This is a genomic window from Burkholderia perseverans, assembly GCF_022870505.1.
In the GTDB taxonomy this organism is placed as follows: Bacteria; Pseudomonadota; Gammaproteobacteria; order Burkholderiales; family Burkholderiaceae; genus Burkholderia; species Burkholderia plantarii.
This window is the reverse complement of sequence record NZ_CP045094.1, coordinates 1,291,207-1,309,393: the sequence shown is the minus strand read 5'-3', so window position 1 is coordinate 1,309,393 and position 18,187 is coordinate 1,291,207. Positions and strand designations below refer to the sequence as shown.

At 65.8% G+C, this 18,187-nt stretch carries 14 protein-coding genes; 12 read left to right on the top strand and 2 right to left on the bottom strand.

All coding sequences use genetic code 11. The features are described from left to right. Positions 1 to 1,309 precede the first annotated feature (1,309 nt). The 8 genes from BpN12_RS20460 (at position 1,310) to BpN12_RS20425 (ending at position 7,927) form a co-directional block, all read left to right on the top strand. Complete coding sequence (locus tag BpN12_RS20460) at positions 1,310 to 2,347, top strand: aromatic ring-hydroxylating oxygenase subunit alpha (protein ID WP_246797276.1); 1,038 nt, start codon at positions 1,310 to 1,312, stop codon at positions 2,345 to 2,347. A 29-nt stretch (positions 2,348 to 2,376) separates the two neighbouring features. Further along, entirely contained in the window at positions 2,377 to 2,856 is a 480-nt protein-coding gene (locus BpN12_RS20455; RefSeq protein ID WP_246797275.1) for a cupin domain-containing protein, read from the top strand. A 442-nt stretch (positions 2,857 to 3,298) separates the two neighbouring features. Beyond that, complete coding sequence (locus BpN12_RS20450; protein ID WP_246797274.1) at positions 3,299 to 4,492, top strand: pyridoxal phosphate-dependent aminotransferase; 1,194 nt, start codon at positions 3,299 to 3,301, stop codon at positions 4,490 to 4,492. Next, positions 4,485 to 5,000: a DUF6190 family protein gene (locus BpN12_RS20445; RefSeq protein WP_242468164.1), complete on the top strand. Its 516-nt coding sequence runs from the start codon at positions 4,485 to 4,487 to the stop codon at positions 4,998 to 5,000. The genes BpN12_RS20450 and BpN12_RS20445 overlap by 8 nt, the downstream gene beginning before the upstream one ends. Next, complete coding sequence (locus BpN12_RS20440; RefSeq protein WP_042624316.1) at positions 4,990 to 5,796, top strand: dihydrodipicolinate synthase family protein; 807 nt, start codon at positions 4,990 to 4,992, stop codon at positions 5,794 to 5,796. The genes BpN12_RS20445 and BpN12_RS20440 overlap by 11 nt, the downstream gene beginning before the upstream one ends. After that, entirely contained in the window at positions 5,793 to 6,626 is an 834-nt protein-coding gene (locus BpN12_RS20435; RefSeq protein ID WP_246797273.1) for an iron-containing redox enzyme family protein, read from the top strand. Before BpN12_RS20440 ends, BpN12_RS20435 begins: the two co-directional genes overlap by 4 nt. Positions 6,627 to 6,768: 142 nt before the next feature. Then, the gene (locus tag BpN12_RS20430) at positions 6,769 to 7,029 is read left to right on the top strand and encodes a Rieske (2Fe-2S) protein (protein ID WP_246797272.1); all 261 of its coding nucleotides are present in this window, start codon (positions 6,769 to 6,771) and stop codon (positions 7,027 to 7,029) included. Positions 7,030 to 7,114: 85 nt separating this feature from the next. Next, positions 7,115 to 7,927 (top strand): inositol monophosphatase family protein, encoded by an 813-nt coding sequence (locus BpN12_RS20425; protein ID WP_246797271.1) that lies wholly within the window; start codon positions 7,115 to 7,117, stop codon positions 7,925 to 7,927. Between the two features lie 50 nt (positions 7,928 to 7,977). Here the strand turns inward: BpN12_RS20425 and BpN12_RS20420 are convergent, their stop codons facing one another. Then, positions 7,978 to 8,442 (bottom strand): MarR family winged helix-turn-helix transcriptional regulator, encoded by a 465-nt coding sequence (locus BpN12_RS20420; protein ID WP_246797270.1) that lies wholly within the window; start codon positions 8,440 to 8,442, stop codon positions 7,978 to 7,980. A 185-nt stretch (positions 8,443 to 8,627) separates the two neighbouring features. Here BpN12_RS20420 and aceE point away from each other — a divergent pair, with 185 nt between their 5' ends. The 4 genes from aceE to panS all read left to right on the top strand — a co-directional run bounded on the left by aceE (position 8,628) and on the right by panS (position 16,132). Further along, the gene (gene aceE / locus BpN12_RS20415; protein WP_246797269.1) at positions 8,628 to 11,300 is read left to right on the top strand and encodes a pyruvate dehydrogenase (acetyl-transferring), homodimeric type; all 2,673 of its coding nucleotides are present in this window, start codon (positions 8,628 to 8,630) and stop codon (positions 11,298 to 11,300) included. Between the two features lie 308 nt (positions 11,301 to 11,608). Next, a complete protein-coding gene (dxs, locus tag BpN12_RS20410) occupies positions 11,609 to 13,555 on the top strand; it encodes a 1-deoxy-D-xylulose-5-phosphate synthase (protein WP_246797268.1) in 1,947 nt (648 codons plus the stop codon). Positions 13,556 to 13,778: 223 nt separating this feature from the next. Then, positions 13,779 to 14,756: a hypothetical protein gene (locus BpN12_RS20405; protein WP_246797267.1), complete on the top strand. Its 978-nt coding sequence runs from the start codon at positions 13,779 to 13,781 to the stop codon at positions 14,754 to 14,756. A gap of 449 nt (positions 14,757 to 15,205) precedes the next feature. Further along, positions 15,206 to 16,132 (top strand): ketopantoate/pantoate/pantothenate transporter PanS, encoded by a 927-nt coding sequence (gene panS / locus BpN12_RS20400; RefSeq protein WP_246797266.1) that lies wholly within the window; start codon positions 15,206 to 15,208, stop codon positions 16,130 to 16,132. Positions 16,133 to 16,253: 121 nt separating this feature from the next. On the opposite strand, the gene BpN12_RS20395 is transcribed toward panS, so the two are convergent. After that, positions 16,254 to 17,180: a DMT family transporter gene (locus BpN12_RS20395; protein WP_246797265.1), complete on the bottom strand. Its 927-nt coding sequence runs from the start codon at positions 17,178 to 17,180 to the stop codon at positions 16,254 to 16,256. Between the last annotated feature and the right edge of the window lie 1,007 nt (positions 17,181 to 18,187).

The following is an 18,187-nucleotide window of genomic DNA, read 5'->3' as shown; positions in this document are numbered from 1 at the left end:
GCGGTGCCGGAGGCGGTGCTCCGGCATGAATGCCACTTGACTGACTCGCCGGATCGGCCGGTTGCCGGCCTTGCAGGTCCAGCCCACCGTAATGCATTTGTAATTGACGATTATGTCACATGATGCGGATTCTCGGCGGTTTTCCGGAGCTTGTCGATGTCGGGAATCGGTTTCCAAAAGTTACCCGTCTCGTTCAAATCGGCACGGGCTAATTCCATAACAGCAAGATGCCGGCCGGTCAAATAGACGGTATGTGCACTTAAATCATTTTGTTATTCATATCCGGCTGTTGCAAATCCCGGCGATTCCGGCCGCGGGATGCGCCGCGGCTTCCGACAGCCTGCCGCCGGCAGCCGGCCGATGCCACGGACACACCGCGAAGTCGGCCACCCGTCCGGCTTTCGGGAGCACCGTCCGCTGCCCCGACGGATTGTCCGACACTTCACGCGTCACGCCATGCCGCCCGCACGCCCGTTCGCAAAAAATCGACCCGCTGATCCGGATCGAGAAGCGACGAAACCCGCATCAATCGAATCAATAATGCGTCGCATCAGTGCGCGCCGAATTACGCAATACTACGTATATCCAGGAAACGGCAATGCGTTGCAAACGCCATATCAATAGCCAACTCGGTAAAATGCCTGAATTCCGCAATTCGTTTCATATTGTTATATAGCGCCTGATTGGTGCGACACAACATTCCCGGCAAACCCTTTATTTATCTGGCTCTCGCAAATTTCATCGAAATTCCCGATCGCCACTGAAAATAAAAACCTGCACCTACGTACAGTTTTTTAAATACCCAACTCAGAGCAGTCTACGGAAACTTTCCAAAAGCCGGATTTGAAAACACGGCCACGGAAAATTACGGCAGTTACATCATTTCCCGAATCCGGAAACAAAAGAGGATATCGATATCGAAATTCACGTAATAAATGTCGAAACCGGAATAACAAAATACCGGGTTCGTGAACGGGGTCCAAGGCGCCGTGCCGGCTGATCCGGCCGATCCGGCCGCCATGCGACCCGTGACCGGTGCGCGGCGCCTGCGTCGTGTCTGCCCGCGGATGCCGCACCGTCAACTGGAGTGAGACAGCCGCATGAGCCATCCCAGGAACAGCCCACCTCGCCGGCGGCCGGCGAGCGCGCGGGCGGTGTCGCTCGATCGCCCCGGCGGGCACGGTCCGCCCGCCGGCGCCCGGGCAAAACGTGGCGTACCGGCGGCCGATGGCGGCCCCATCGGCAACCGCTGGCAACCGTTCAACGTCTCCCGCGTTCAAGGCCGGAGAGCGTTCCTACCTGGATCGATATGCTGACGACACAACACAACTCGCTGCGCCGTTTCTGGTACCCGGTGGCCCGTGCGGTGGACGTGACGGACTCCCCGCTGGCCGTGACCATCCTCGGCGAGCCGCTCGCGCTCTGGCGCACCGGCGAGAACGAATTCGGCGTGGTCAGGGACAAGTGCCCGCATCGCTCGGCCCGGCTGTCGGGCGGCTGGGTCGACCAGGGCAAGCTGGTGTGCCCGTATCACGGCTGGACCTACAACGGCGTCGGCGCCTGCGTGCGGATTCCGCAAATGCCGATGAAGAAGCCGTCGGAGCGCATCGTCGTCGACCATTACCGCTGCCGGACGAAATACGGCTACGTGTGGGTCGCGCTCGACGAGCCGATCCACGACATCCCCGATTTTCCCGAGGCCGCCAATCCCGGCTTCTACCAGATCCACGAGTTCATGGAGGTGTGGAACTGCAGCGGGCTGCGCATCCTCGAGAACGGGCTCGACAACTCGCACTTCGCGTTCGTCCATCGCAAGACCTTCGGGCTGTCCGAGATGCCGGAGCCGGCGCCGGCCCGCTACGAGGACACCGAGACGGGTTTCAACATGTACAGCGACGTGCTCGTGAACAACCCGGGCCTGCAGAAGGACAACCTCGGGATCGGCAGCGAGCAGACCACGCGCTACATGGAGCACAACTGGTTCGCGCCGTTCGGCCGCCGGATGCGGATCCAGTACCCGAACCAGCTGGTCCACACCATCATCACCTGGGCCACGCCGATCAACGACCGCCAGTCGCTGTTCGTGCAGTTCGCGTTCCGCAACGACGCCGACCGCGACCCGGACCTGGACGACATCGTGGCGTGGGACCGTGCCGTCACGAACGAGGATCGCGGCATCCTGGAGACGACCGACTGGGACACGCCGCTGACGCTGACCGAGGAGTTCCACATGGCATCGGACATGCCGGGGATCAAGATGAGACGAAAGATCAACGACATCTTCGAGCAATTCGACACTAAAGCCCCGGCCCAGTGGCTCGAGGTTCTAGATGTAACCGAGCGTTAACTCACCCCGCAATCTGGAGACATCCAACCATGAGCGCTTTCGGCAAGATCGTCGTTTCGCCCAAACAGGAAAACAAGGTCATCCGCGTCCTGGACACGGTCGACATCACCATCCGCATGAGCCGCAAGGCCACCGGCGGCCGGTTCGCCATCTTCGAGGAGTGCGTGCCGCCCGGTTACGGCGTCCCGTTCCATCTGCACAAGAACGAGGACGAGATGTTCTACATCGTCGAGGGCAAGTACCAGATCTGGTGCGACAAGCAAACCCTGATCGCCGAACCCGGCGACACGGTGCTGCTGCCCCGCAACGTACCGCATTCGTTCTACAACGCCGGCGACACCGTCAGCAAGACGATCAACACCTATCTGCCGGGCGGCTTCGACGAATTCGTCGAAGTGCTCTCGACGATGGGCAACGACATCGACCTGACCAACCTCGGTGAGCTCAGCGTGAAGTACGGCATCTCGTACACGTCCCACGCGCCGTGGGAAGACAACAAGGCGGCCTGAAGCCGGCGCCGCGAACGAATCACGGGAGCCGTTGTTCGACCACCGGCTCCACGAGAACCGAAGTGCCACGTCAAGAGCACTGTTGTACCGATGGCCAGCATTGCGAGGATGGCATGTTTGAAAGACGAAGTCGCTCCAATACGCTCAAACCTATCGGCGTCAGCCGTCGGCCTTGCGGCCCGGCGTCATATTCGCCCTCCGCCGCGCCAGCGCGCCCGGCGGCCCCGGCAGCAAGCCCGGCACGCGTCGCCGCGTGCCGGGTGCCCGAATCGCGACACTGGCCCATTGTCGAGCAAGCCTCATGTAACCACGCCGTGACGAGACACGCGGCCCCGAGCGAACGCCGATTGCCACGGCATCGCCGGCCAGCCGCCGTGCTCGCCCTTTGACAAGACAGCGTGCCCGCCCGGACCACGCTGGATACCTGAGAGACTGAGAGATCATGGACGTCCTTACCGAACACATCGCCGACACCGACAACCAGGCCAAGGAAGACATCACGCAGCACGAGATTTCGGCGCTGAAGACGCGCTTCAACCTGGCCGACGCGCACACCCACCAAGGCCAGAGCCCGTCGCAAAAGGGCATCGTCGAGAGCCTGCCGTACCTCTGGTACAAGGCCGCGTCGGAAACGCAGCACCAGGCCGAGCAGGCCTTCATCGAAGCGTTCTATCAACTGCACGGCCAGCACCGCGCGCTGCAACGCAAGGACGAGATCTATCTGGTCTATGCCGCGTCGATCGCGATGCACATCACGGCCACCTTCCTGCGCAAGCGCAACCTGCGCGTGGGCCTGATCGAGCCGTGCTTCGACAACCTGCACGACCTGCTCAAGCATATGGAAGTGCCGATGTCGGCGCTCGACGAATCGCTGTTCGAGCAACCCGACCGGATCTACGCCAACCTGCAGAAGCACGCCTCGCAGATCGACGCGATCTTCCTCGTCGATCCGAACAACCCGACCGGCGCGAGCCTGTTCGCCGACGGCGCCGAGCCGTTCAGGGAAGTGGTCCGCTACTGCAAGGATCACGGCAAGATCCTGATCCTCGACTTCTGCTTCTCGGCGTTCATCCTGACCTCCGGGCGCGAGCGCATCGACGCCTACGCGATCATGGAAGACGCCGGCGTGAGCTACATCGCGATGGAGGACACCGGCAAGACGTGGCCGCTGCAGGACGCCAAGTGCGCGACCGTCACCGCCAGCCGCAACCTCAACGCCGACCTCTACAGCATCGTCACGAGCGTGCTGCTGAACGTCTCGCCGTTCATCCTCAACGTCGTCACGCAATACATCAAGGACAGCGTCAACGACGGCTTCCGCTCGGTGCGCGAAGTGCTGGCGATCAACCGCGCCAGCGCGATCCAGCACCTGAACGGCAAGATCCTGTCCTACTGCGAGCCGAAGGTGGAAACCAGCGTGGGCTGGTTCCGCATCGTCGACGAACGCGTCTCGGCCGACGCGCTGCATGCGCACCTGCTGAAGTCCAACGTCTACGTGCTGCCGGGCAAGTATTTCTACTGGAAGCATCCGGAACGCGGCCAGCGCTTCGTGCGCATCGCGCTCGCGCGCGACCCGGAGATCTTCCGCCAGGCGATGGCCGCGATGAAGTCGGCACTGGAGAGCTACCATGCGTAACACGATGCCGTTCATCGACGCCTCGCTGTTCCTCGGCATGCATCATGGCGACCGGGTGATCCGCACGCGTTCGCTGGACTTCTTCCACGGCCACTTCACGATCGGGGCCAGGATGAACTTCGAGCAGATCGGCATCTGCGACTCGGTCATCTGGCGGCAGCCGCGCGAGACCCAGGACGACTACTACCCGTTCATGGACGTGCTGCACACCGACATGACGTTCGTGCGGCAGGGCTACGAGACGCGCCACCTGCTGACCGCGTACTCGGACGAACGGCTCGCGCACCTGCGTGCCGAGCAGAAGCTGCTGGTGGCGCAGGTGCTGGCCGCCGAGGCCAAGCTCTACACGCACGATCCGGCGCTGCGCAGCCTGCCGTGCCTGGCCGAGCATCTCGGTTCGTTCGACGAGTCGTCGGCCGCGGGCAGCTTCCCGACCGAGCTCGAAAACCTCTATCACCGCTCGAAGGCGTTCCTGCTGACGGGCGAGGAGTGGTTCCATGTCAACTGATTCCGCGCTCTACGTGCCGCTCGTCACGCCGCTCACCGAGCAGGGCGAAGTCTGCCCGACCGGCGTCGCGCGGCTGATCGCGAACACCACGCGCCACGCCACCGGCTTCATCGCCTGCCTCACCTCGGGCGAGGGCTGGCTGCTCGACGAAACCCGCTGGGAAGCGATGCTGCGCGCGACGCTGGCCGTGGCCGGCGGCCAGCGCGTGATCGCCGGCATCGAGCGGGCGACCACCGCCGAGGTGGTGCGCTACGCCACCAAGGCGCAGGCGCTCGGCGCGCAGGCCGTGATGTTCCCGACGCCGTTCGGCACGGCGGTGTCGCAGGCCGAGATGGTCGCGCACTTCACCGCCGTCCACGACGCGACCGACCTGAAGCTGTACATCTACAACGAAACCTCGCTGTCGCAGAACACGGCGACGCTCGAGACCCTGCTCGAGATCGCCCGGTTGCCGCGCGTGGTCGGGATCAAGGACTCCCCGCCCGAGCTGCGCAGCCAGGCCGACATCGACCGCCTGCGCAACGCGGGGCTGGCCTACTACCTGGGCTGGGAGCACTGGCTCTGCACCGGCCTGGAATCGGACGGCCAGACCGTCTCGCTCGCCAATCTCGAACCGGCCGTATGCCGGCTGGCGACGCGCTCGTCGGACCCGGCGCTGCGCGAGTTCATCGGCGAGCTGACGGTGAGGTTCGGGCTGGACCAGGAAGACTGGTACCGGCACATCAAAGAGGAACTGACCGAGCGCGGCATTCTCGCGTCGAATCAAATCGTGGCTGTGGAGGTGAATCTGTCATGAGTGAACTGCAAAGGGCGTTGTACATCGCCAATCGCGCGCAAACCAAGCGCCTCATCCCCGTCGAGGAGCGGCTGCTCGCCTTCGAACGGGACTGGACCAGTTCGACGATCAGCCGGGTCTCGCCTGCCGACCTGCCGGCCGATCTCGAGGAACTGCAGAAGCGCCTCGCGGTGCTGATCAAGCAGGACGAGGAGGACGACGCCGAGAGCGTGCGCTACGTGGCCGAGCAGATGTCGCTCGACGAATTCCGGATCCTGGTACAGGAATTCGCCACCGACGGCCTGACCGAGGCCCAGGTGTTCTATTTCCTGATGCCGCGGCTCTCGCTGGAGGCGCAGATGCCGGTGCTGCGGATGATGGTCGACGAGTTCGGCTCGGGCAACCTGCAGCGCTCGCACACCGCGCTCTACATCAAGCTGCTCGACGAGCTGGGGCTGCCGACCGACCTGAACTACTACATCGACAACGTCTCGCCGGCCGCGCTCGCGTTCGTCAACATGTTCTACTGGCTGTCGGTGCGGGCCGACGATCCGTCCTACTTCGCCGGCGTCATCACCTACTTCGAGAGCATCATCCCCTCGTTCTTCCTCTGCTACACGAGCGCCTGCGAGCGGCTCGGCGTCAGCGCGCACCACTACTACAGCGAGCACGTCCACATCGACGTGTTCCATGCCATCGAAGGCCACCGCCTGCTGCGCGCGATGGACAAGTCCGGGCAGCTCGACTGCGCGAAGGCATGGCAGGGCGTGTGCTTCGGCCGGGAAATCACGACCCAGGCGTTCGAGGCGTCCGTCAGCAAGGCCCGGCACTACGCCAGCGAGTACTCGTGAGCGGCGCGTCCGCCGCGCCCTTTTCGGCGCGGCGGACGTCGCCGTGAGCGGGCCTTCGTCACCATCCACTCCGGAGAAGCGGCAGCCGGCGCGGCGCGCGCGAACCCTCGCGCGTGCGCCGCGCCGCGCGCCACCAACGCACATGAACAAGCTCGACGACTACGAAGAAAACGAAACCTTCACGATCCACCTCGACGACGTCGACGTGACGATCCCGAAGCACTGCCCGCATCGCCACGGCTGGCTCACGCACGGCGTGATCAACCGACAGAAGAAGACCATCGCCTGCCCGCTGCACTTCTCGCAGTTCAGCCTCGAGACGGGCGAACGGCTGACCGGGCCGTCCTGCGGAGACCTGGTCATCGTGGTGCATGAACGCAAGGGCGCGACGCTCGGCAAGTAGGCCGGCCGATCGCGCGCCGGGCATCGCCCGACGCGGTGCCTGCGCCGTGCGTCGCCGTGTTCCCATCAGGACATGGAATTTTGTTATGACAAACATAAATCCGAAATTCCCGCACGGCGAGGCGCAGCAATACATCGAGGCGATGCTGCGACCGGTCCACGATGCCGGCAAGCTCGCCAAGCGCCGGTTCTTCACCGACGTGCGCGTGTCGGAGCAGGCCGACTTCGACTGCATCGTGGACGAGGTCAACCTCGCCTGCGAGAAGCTGATCATCAAGGGCATCCGCTGCATCGACGGCTCCCATCCGATCCATTCGGCGAAGTCGGCGGTATCGGGGGGCACCGCCGACTGGAGCTGGATCGTGGACCCGCTCGATGGTACGCACAACTACCTATCGGCGATCCCGCTGTTCGGCGTCACGCTCACGCTCTGCCATCTCGACGAGCCGGTCGCCGCGATCCTCTACGACGCCTATCAGGACGAGATGGTCCACGGCATCCGCAACGGGCCGATCTTCCACAATCAGGTGCCGCTGCGCGAGCTGTCCACCGGCCAGTCCCTCAAGCACTCGACGATCGGCTGGATGCAGGGCCACGCGATGCGCGACGACCCGCTCGCGCGGCAGATCCGGGAAATCGTCGAGCGGCATTCGAAGCGGCTGCTCGCCACCTGGTCGCCCGTGATCGACACGATCAAGATCGCCACCGGCAGGTTCGGCGGCACCGTGTCGTTCGACGGCGCCAGCACCGACGTGTCGGCCGCGCAGGTGATCATCCCCGCGCTCGGCGGCAAGGTGGTGCGCTTCTCGCGCGACGGTGCCGATCGCGGCTTCATCATCGGCGCCTCGCAGCACGTGGCCGAACTGTCGGGCCACATCCAGCAGGCGATCAGCCGATAGCGCGGCAGCGGGACTTGAAGCAATGCAATGAGCCCGAGCGGCTCACGGCGTCAGGCCGCGGTGCCCTTCGAGGAATAGGCTTCGCGCGCGGCATGCGCGGCGCGGTCGAGCGCGCTCGCGAACAGCCGGCGCTGCTCGGCGTCGAATTGCGACACGAACAGCTCGGCGACGGTGGCCTCGTAGATCTTCCACATCTTCTTGCGCAGCGTGCGCCCTTCCTTCGTGATCGCCACGAAGGCCGCGCGGCCGTCGTCGGCCGAGCGCGTGCGGGTGACGAGCCCCTCGGCTTCGAGGCGATCGACGAGGCGGGTCAGGTTGTAGCGTTCGACGGCCAGCGAGTCGGCCAGTTCGTGCATGCGGCGCGTGCCTTCGGGGCTGCTTTCGATGCCCCAGAGAATGTCGTACCAGGCATAGGCGGGCAGTTTCGCCTCGGCCAGGCGGCGCTCGATCTCACGAATCAGTCGTCGATGGGTCCTGACAAACGAGAACCAGAGATCAGGCTCATGGGTGGGCACGGCGGGGCTCCTGGAGGATCGATTGTAGTTGCAATTCTACTCTATGCCGATACAATCGCTCTCGTTGCAATTGCAACTCATATCTGGACGAGACGACCCCTCTCGCGTTGCGCGCAGTCCTTGCGGCTTGCCGTTGCTATCTGGTCGGGCTGCCCCCCGGCCAACTATTTCTATGGAGCTATGTCATGAACCAACCGTCCACGCTACCGGACGTTGACCCACAGGAAACCCGCGAGTGGCTGGAGGCAATGCAGGCTGTAGTGGAAGTCGAGGGGCGCCCGCGTGCGCATTACCTGATCGATCAGCTGCTGGACTACGACGTGGGCACGCACGGCGATCTGTACGCGCGCGTCACGACCCCTTACGTCAACACGATTCCGGTAAAAAGCCAGCCGCACTATCCGGGCGACCTCGCCATCGAGCGGCGCCTGGGCGCCTACATCCGCTGGAACGCGATGGCGATGGTGCTGCGCGCGGGCCGGCACTCGAACGTGGGCGGACACATCGCGACCTACGCGTCGGCCGCGGTGCTCTATGAAACGGGCTTCAATCACTTTTTCCGCGGTCGCACCGAATCGTTCGACGGCGACCTCGTCTACATCCAGGGCCACTCGGCGCCCGGCATCTATGGCCGCGCGTTCCTCGAAGGCCGCATCAGCGAGGAACAGCTGGAGAACTTCCGCCGCGAGGCGGGCCGCGACGGCATCTCGTCCTACCCTCACCCGCGGCTGATGCCGAACTTCTGGCAGTTCCCGACCGTGTCGATGGGCCTGGGGCCGCTGACGGCCGCCTATCAGGCGCGCTTCATGCGCTACCTCGAATATCGCGGCCTGAAGCAGCATCAGGGCCGCAAGGTGTGGGCCTTCCTCGGCGACGGCGAGATGGACCAGCCGGAATCGCTGGCCGCGATTTCGCTGGGCGGGCGCGAAAGTCTCGACAACCTGATCTTCGTCGTCAACTGCAACCTGCAGCGGCTCGACGGCCCGGTGCGCGGCAACAGCAAGGTGATGCAGGAACTGGAAGGCAATTTCCGCGCCGCGGGCTGGAACGTCATCAAGGTGGTGTGGGGCAGCGGCTGGGACCGCCTGCTCGAACAGGACCGCACCGGCCTGCTGCGCCGGCGCATGATGGAATGCGTCGACGGCGATTACCAGACCTTCAAGTCGCAGAACGGCGCCTATGTGCGCGAGCATTTCTTCGGCAAGTATCCCGAGCTGCTGGAGATGGTGGCCGACCTGTCCGACGACGAGATTTGGGCGCTCTCGCGCGGCGGCCACGATCCGGAGAAGGTCTACGCCGCCTATGAGCGCGCGGTGAACCACAAGGGCCAGCCGACCGTGATCCTGGCCAAGACGGTCAAGGGCTTCGGAATGGGCGAGGCCGGCGAAGGCCAGAACATCAACCATCAGCTGAAGAAGATGAGCGCGGACGCCGTGCGCGTGTTCCGCGACCGCTTCGCGCTGCCGCTCAACGACGAGCAACTGGCCGAGATGGCCTACCTGAAGCCGGAGCCGGGCAGCGAGGAGGCGCGCTACTTCGAGCAGCGCCGCGCGAACCTGGGCGGCCACGTGCCGGCCCGTTTCCACGACGTGCCGCGCATCGAGGTGCCGCCGCTGTCGGCATTCGCGAGCCAGCTGAAGGACAGCGGCGATCGCGGCGCCTCCACCACCATGGCGTTCGTGCGGATCCTCTCCACGCTGCTGAAGGATCCGAACCTGAGCAAGATCGTGGTGCCGATCGTGCCCGACGAATCGCGCACGTTCGGCATGGAAGGCATGTTCCGCCAGATCGGCATCCACTCGTACATGGGCCAGCTCTACACGCCGCAGGATGCCGGCCAGCTCAGCTACTACAAGGAGGCCAAGGACGGCCAGATCCTGCAGGAAGGGATCAACGAGTCGGGCGCGATCTCGTCGTGGATCGCGGCCGGCACGTCCTACAGCACGCATGGCCTGACCACCATCCCGTTCTACATCTTCTATTCGATGTTCGGGCTGCAGCGCGTGGGCGACCTGGCCTGGGCGGCCGGCGACGCCCGCACGCGCGGCTTCCTGCTGGGCGCCACCTCGGGCCGCACCACGCTGATGGGCGAAGGGCTGCAGCACGACGACGGCCACAGCCACGTGCTGTCGTCGGTGATCCCCTGCTGCGTGTCGTATGACCCGACCTTCTCCTACGAGCTGGCGGTGATCATCCAGGACGGCCTGCGCCGCATGTACCAGGAGCAGGAAGACGTCTTCTACTACATCACGCTGCTCAACGAGAACTATCCGCACCCGGGCCTGCCGGAAGGCGCCGAGGCCGGCATCCTGAAGGGCCTCTACCAGTTCAGCGAGGGCGCCGCCACCGAGGCCGACGCACCGCGCGTGCAGCTGATGGGCAGCGGTTCGATCCTGCGCGAAGTGATCGCGGCCGCGGAACTGCTCAAGCAGGACTTCTCGATCGACAGCGACGTCTGGAGCGCCACGAGCCTGACCGAGCTGCGCCGCGAAGGGCTGCAGGCCGAACGCTGGAACCTGCTGCATCCGGACGACGAGCAGCGCACCCCCTACGTGCAGCAGTGCCTGCACGGCCACGCGGGGCCGCTGGTGGTGGCGACCGACTACATGAAGATCGTCGGCGACCAGATCCGCCCGTATGTCACGGACCGCCGGCTCGTCTCGCTCGGCACCGACGGCTTCGGCCGCTCGGACACGCGCGAGTCGCTGCGCACGTTCTTCGAGGTCGACCGCCACTTCATCGTGCTGGCCGCGCTGAAGGCGCTCGCCGACGACGGCAAGATCGCCCGCGCACGCGTCGGCGAAGCGATCAAGCGTTACGGCATCGACACCGAGAAGCTCGACCCGACCACGGTCTGACCGGCTGATCGGATGCTTCACCGCGGCCGCGCCCGGGGGGCGGGCCGGCCGCATGCGGGACACACGGGGCGTGCCAATGAGAGCGAGCACATCACGCGCTCACGGCGCCGCCGCATGGGGCCGATGCGGCGCCGCCACCTCGCCGCTCGTGACCCCGGCGCGTCGGCCGGTGCTCACCCGGTACTGCCCGATTACCGCCCGCGTGAGGCCACGGCCGGATCCCGCCGCGCGCGGTAGGCAGCAAGCCGCACGACAGCTGCCGCCTCGACGACGCACCGTGCCGCGGGTTCTCCCACCATGGAACGACCATGTACGACTTGCTGAACACCATCGACGATCCGGCGGACCTGCGCCGCCTCGATCGTCGCCAGCTGGGTCCGCTCGCCGACGAACTGCGCGCCTTCGTGCTCGACAGCGTCTCGAAGACGGGCGGCCACCTCTCGCCGAACCTCGGCACCGTCGAGCTGACGATCGCGCTGCACTACGTGTTCGACACGCCGCGCGACCGCATCGTCTGGGACGTCGGCCACCAGACCTACCCGCACAAGATCCTGACCGGCCGCCGCGAGCAGATGCCCACGCTGCGCCAGATCGGCGGCATCTCGGGCTTCCCGGTGCGCACCGAGTCGGTGTACGACACGTTCGGCACCGCGCATTCGAGCACCTCGATCTCGGCAGCGTTCGGCATGGCGGTCGCCGCGAAGCTGCAGGACAGCGAGCGCCGCGCGATCGCCGTGATCGGCGACGGCGCGATGACGGCCGGCATGGCCTTCGAGGCGCTGAACAACGCCGGCGTGGCCGACGACGTGCCGCTGATCGTGATCCTCAACGACAACGACATGTCGATCTCGCCGCCGGTCGGCGCGCTGAACCGCCATCTCGCGCGCCTGATGTCGGGCCGCTTCTACGCGGCCGCGCGCGCCGGCGTGGAGCGCGTGCTGAGCGTGGCGCCGCCGATGCTCGACCTGGCCCGCAAGCTCGAGGAGCACGCGAAAGGCATGATCATGCCGGCCACCATGTTCGAGGAGTTCGGCTTCAACTACATCGGCCCGATCGACGGCCACGACCTCGACGCGCTGATCCCCACGCTGCGCAACATCAAGGGCCTGCCGGGCCCGCAGTTCCTGCACGTGGTGACGAAGAAGGGCCTCGGCTACAAGCTCGCCGAGGCCGACCCGGTGCTCTACCACGGCCCCGGCAAGTTCAATCCGGCCGAGGGCATCAAGCCGTCGGCGACGCCGGCCAGGAAGACCTATGCGCAGGTGTTCGGCGAATGGCTCTGCGACGCCGCCGAACTCGACGCGCGCGTGGTCGGCATCACGCCCGCGATGCGCGAGGGCTCGGGCATGGTCGAGTTCGAAAAGCGCTTTCCCGATCGCTACTACGACGTCGGCATTGCCGAGCAGCACGCCGTGACGTTCGCGGCCGGGCTCGCCACCGAGGGCCTGAAGCCCGTGGTGGCGATCTACTCGACGTTCCTGCAGCGCGCCTACGATCAGCTGATCCACGACGTCGCGCTGCAGAACCTGCCGGTGGTGTTCGCGATCGACCGGGCCGGCATCGTCGGCGCCGACGGCGCGACGCACGCGGGCGCCTACGATCATGCGTTCCTGCGCTGCGTGCCGAACATGACGGTGATGGCCGCCTCGGACGAGAACGAATGCCGCCAGATGCTCTACACGGCGCTGCAGCAGCCGAACCCGACGGCCGTGCGCTACCCGCGCGGTGCCGGCACCGGCGTGGCCACCGTCAGGCAGATGGAGGCGCTGCCGATCGGCAAGGGCGAGGTGCGGCGCCGCTCCACGCAGCAGGAAGGCCAGCGCATCGCGATCCTCGCGTTCGGCACGATGGTCGCGCCGGCGCTCGCGGCGGCCGAGGAACTCGACGCCACCGTGGCCAACATGCGCTTCGTGAAGCCGCTCGACGCCGAGCTGGTGCGCCAGCTCGCCGAGACGCACGACGCGATCGTCACGGTCGAGGAAGCGGCCGTGATGGGCGGCGCCGGCTCGGCCTGCCTGGAAGCGCTGATGGCCGCCGGCATCTTGCGGCCCGTGCTGCAGCTGGGCCTGCCCGACCGCTTCATCGATCACGGCGACCCGGCGAAGCTGCTCGCCGCCTGCGGCCTCGACGGCGCCGGCATCGCGCAATCGATCCGCGCGCGCTTCATCGAGCCGCCCGCCGACGCCGGCACCGGCCCGTCGAAGAAGCGCGGCGACACGCTCGCGTTCGCGGCGAAAACGGCGCGCTCGGCGTGATGAGGCCGGCGGCGTGCCGCGTGCCGGCCGCGCTCCTCACTCGCCCGGGTGCATCGGCGCCGCGCGGTGGCGACGGATGACGTGCACGCGTTCGCCTCGCCCTCGCGCTCGCCGCTGATATCGACGCGCGGCGGCAAGGCGAGCCGCTTCGCCCTGGTCCGATGCTCCGACAATCGCTTCGACAATCCGCGTCGACAATCGCTTCGCAGCCCGTTCACCAAACATGTCCAACCCCAACTTCGCCAAGGCCAGCCTGCCCGCCGCCTGCCTGGCCGTCGTCTATCTCTGCCTCGTCTCGAGCGTCGGCAAGCTGATCCACAACGAGTTCGCGTTCTTCCCCGAACTGGCCGCGCTCGGCTACGGCATCTTCATGCGGCCGAACGGGCCATGGGCCAAGGCACCGCTGATGGTGCTGGCCACCCCCACCGTCACCGCGCTGTGGGGCATGGCCGTGGCGACCCACCTGCCGTATGGCGCACCCGCCTCGATCCTGTGCATCGCGGGCGCGATCCTGATCGTGAAGGCGATGAAGTCGCCGGTGTTTCCCGCCGTGCCGGCCGCGTTCCTGCCGCTCGTGTTCGGCGTGACGAGCCTGCACTACGTCATGTTCATCGCCTGCGATACCGGCGCGCTCGCGCTGCTGTCGATGGCCTACCGGCCCGCCTGGCAGCCCGGCGCCGGCATCGCGCCGGCCGCGGTGCCCGGCGCGATGCCGGCGGCGGCCACCACCGCCTCCGGCAAGGCCACGCGCTGGGTCGCGTACTGGTGCGTGCTGGCCATCGCCTATCTGCTCGCGGCTCGCGCCGGGATCCGGCTGATCCTGTTCCCGCCGCTGCTGGTGCTCGCCTACGAGATGCTGATCCGGCCCGAGCACTGTCCGTGGGCGCGACGCGCCACGCTGGTGCCCGTGCTGTGCGTGGCCTGCGCGGCGCTCGGCTGGGCCAGCGTGGCGCTGTTCGGCACCGGGCCGCTGTCGGTGCTATTCGCGTTCGGGCTGGCCATCGTCCTGATCCGCGCCGCGGACGCGTTCGTGCTGCCGGCGCTGGCGATCTCGGTGATCCCGCAGATCATGCCGCACGTGGACTGGAAATATCCGCTCGCGATCGGCACGGGTATCTGCGTGGTGGTGGCGGCGCGCGCGGTGCTCAACGTGATCGAGCAGGGGCAGACGCGCGCCACCGGGGGGCGGGCGATCGAGTGAGGGACTCGATGCGGCTCGCCCGCGTGATGCGGGCGAGCGCTCCGGAGGCGGGAACCCATCAACGACATCGATATCGATCCATCCGGCTCGTCCGATTCGAGCCGTGCCTTCCCAGGCTCGAACCTCGCCACGCCGCGGGCGCCCGCGGCCCCCTCGCCGATGCAACCGTCTCGGTCAGGCGTTAGCCGGCCTTGCCGCTGATCCGCGCTCACCGGCCATCGCCCGGCCCCGCCACCCCCGCAAGGTAGAATCCCCGCTTTCGCGCCGTCTCCCAGGCATGCGCCATCCCATGAGGACCGGCGCCGGACGCTCCGGCAGTCAACCCGCTGCCCGCTTGCGCCGCCTGTCACGCGATGCGCGCCCGGCGCCCTCGCGCCGGCTCCCGCAGGGCCGCCCTTCGCGGCACGGCCCGCCACGACACCAACAAGATCGACCAAGGATTTGTCATCATGTTTGCCCGGGTTACCCGACTCTTTCCGCTGTGGGCCGTACTGATCTCGCTCGCCGCGTATTTCTCGCCAGCCACCTTCTCGCCCGTCGCGCCGCACGTCACCGCGCTGCTCACGCTGATCATGCTGTCGATGGGCGTCACGCTGTCGATCGGCGATTTCCGCCGTGTCTTCACGCGGCCCGCGCCGGTGCTCGCGGGCATCGTGCTGCACTACCTCGTGATGCCGCTCGCCGCCTGGGCGCTCGCGAAGCTGCTGCGGATGCCGCCCGACCTGACCGCCGGCATGGTGCTGGTCGGCAGCGTCGCGAGCGGCACCGCCTCGAACGTGATGATCTATCTGGCGCGCGGCGACGTCGCGCTGTCGGTGACCATCAGCGCGCTGTCGACGCTGGTCGGCGTGTTCGCCACGCCGCTGCTCACGCGCCTGTACGTCGACGCGTCGATCGCCGTCGACGTCCACGGCATGCTGATGAGCATCCTGCAGATCGTCGCGCTGCCGATCGTGGTCGGGCTGATCGTCAACCACCTGTTCCGCCGCGCGGTCAATGCGGTCGAGCCGTATCTGCCGCTCGTGTCGATGGTCGCGATCCTGCTGATCATTGCCGCCGTGGTGGCCGGCACGCGCAACAGCATCGCGTCGGTGGGGCTCGTCGTGATGGTCGGCGTCGTGCTGCACAATGCGATCGGGCTGCTCGGCGGCTACTGGGGCGGGCGCCTGCTCGGCTTCGACGAAGCCGTGTGCCGCACGCTCGCGATCGAGGTCGGCATGCAGAACTCCGGGCTCGCCGCCACGCTCGGCAAGCTCTATTTCACGCCGATCGCGGCGCTGCCGGGCGCGCTGTTCTCGGTCTGGCACAACCTGTCGGGTTCGCTGCTGGCGGGGTATTGGGCCGGGCGGCCGGCGAAGGGCGCGACGCGCGAGTGAGGGTGCGGCCATCACGATCGGTACCATGGCGCCGGTGCCTGCGCTCCCGCGATTTTTCCAGTCGTTGATTGCGACATCACCGCCGCTGCAACGAAAAACGACGCAGCGGTAGCAGCCTCTGCTAGTTCAGGCGTCGAGTCAGCACGGTGCCACCCACCATAATCAGGAATGTGCCGATGATCGCCTCGATCGATGGAATCTGATTGAGTACGACCAGCCCCAGAACCAATGCAACAGGCACGTTCAGGTAGCGAAACGGTATCGTGATCGACAACGGGATGCGCTCCAGCGCCTTGATCAGAAATGCCTGGGAGACCACGAGAAAAATCCCGACCGAGAGAAGCACCCCGCATTCGGCCTCGCCCACCGGCCGCCAGCGCAGCAAGCCAGGAATGGCGAGCAGGACGACGCCCACCAGATTGATGAACAACAGCGAGGTCTTTCCGGAAGCGCGCGCCACCGCGTGACGAAAGATGAGGATCTCGGCAGCCCAGCAAGCGGATGCGGCCCAGGCCGTCGCGTACCCCGTTATCGAACGGCTGCCGAGTTCGACATGGCTCGAACATACCGCACCCGCCACGCAAAGCACGGTCCCTGCCACGACCGGCCACTGCAATGGCTCGGCGCCACGCGCCAAAAGCCAGATCAACACCAGCAGGCCGTTACATGCGAGGATTGCCTGAACATTTCCAATCGGCAGCAGCCGCGAAGCAACGACAGTCAGCGTCAGCGTGCCGAAGCCAACCACGGCCCGCGCCACATGCCACGCTTGCGCACGCTTGCTGGAACCGTTCCAGATCGCGGGTCGAACCTGCCGCCGGCGGGCGAAATGAAAGGCCGACAGCCAAATCGATCCGCCCACGTAGCGAAGCCAGGAAATCTGGACGGGATCGGCGTGAGAAGACACCAACCGTGGCAGATAGAGCCCTATGGTCAGGAACAGGGTCGACGCGATCACGAACGACACCCCATTCACCGTCGTGCGCCGCTGATTGGCAGGACTACCCGCCCCGGCCACGCTCAGCACCCATTGCTTGACCTTATTCACGGATGTGCCCGGTAGCCTCTCGAATGTCGATTCACCGCGAGCTGACAAATCAGGTCGCAGAGTTGGGCAAACTCGATCCCCATCGCTTGCGCCGACTGCGGCGGCTGGCTGGTTGCCGTCATGCTTGAGAGGCATGGTTATCGAAACACTCGTTTCCCGAGGAAAACAATTGATTCCGCCGCGGTGCCTTGGTTCATTACGAACAAGCCAGGCGGATCAGTTCATCGACGCAGGTTGATTGACGAGTCGCGCGATTGCTATCGCACGAGTCTCACGAAGACCTGCGCATTGTCTGGTGCAGCATCGATGCCAGTCAGCCGCGCACGGATTGGCCGTCACCGACAATCACGTCCGAGCATGTCTGCCCATCGACGGAGGACAAAATCTAAAGGAGGAAACGCGTGGTCGAAGCGCTGGCACCGCTGGCACGGATCATCGCCAGGCGCCAGACACCTGGAACAAAACCGTCAAGCCTCGTGCCATCCCGATTTGCAGGGCACGATCCGATCGTATCGAACGACTATATGGTGCCGGGGACCGGACTCGAACCGGCAAGCCAATGAAGGCGGCGGATTTTCGTCACACTGCTTCTTTCGAAGCCGGCGGCGCGCTGCGCTGCCGTTCGTGCGCTGGACTATGCCTTCACCGTCGCCGGCGAGCGGTGCGTCCGCTCGCGCAACCTTAGGCGCCCCCCGTCTAGTCTCTACACCTTCCCGCCTGCGCTCGCGCGGCATCCGGGCTTGGCTCGGCGTTGCCTCGGCGCGTCGCGCGCCAGGGGTTTCACCGAATTTGAAGGGTTCTGCACCGGCCGTTTCCGACCGGGCACTCAATCATTTAAGTCCGCTATGTTTACCAATTTCATCACCCCGGCAAAAGGGCGGACCGCATTCTACCACCGGTGCGCCGCGTCTTCAGTCGGGTGGGGACAAATGTCTGCGCATTGCCAGCGAAGGATTCGCATTCGGGTTCGCCAGTGCGTGCGTCAACGGAATTTTCGATTTCTTTAC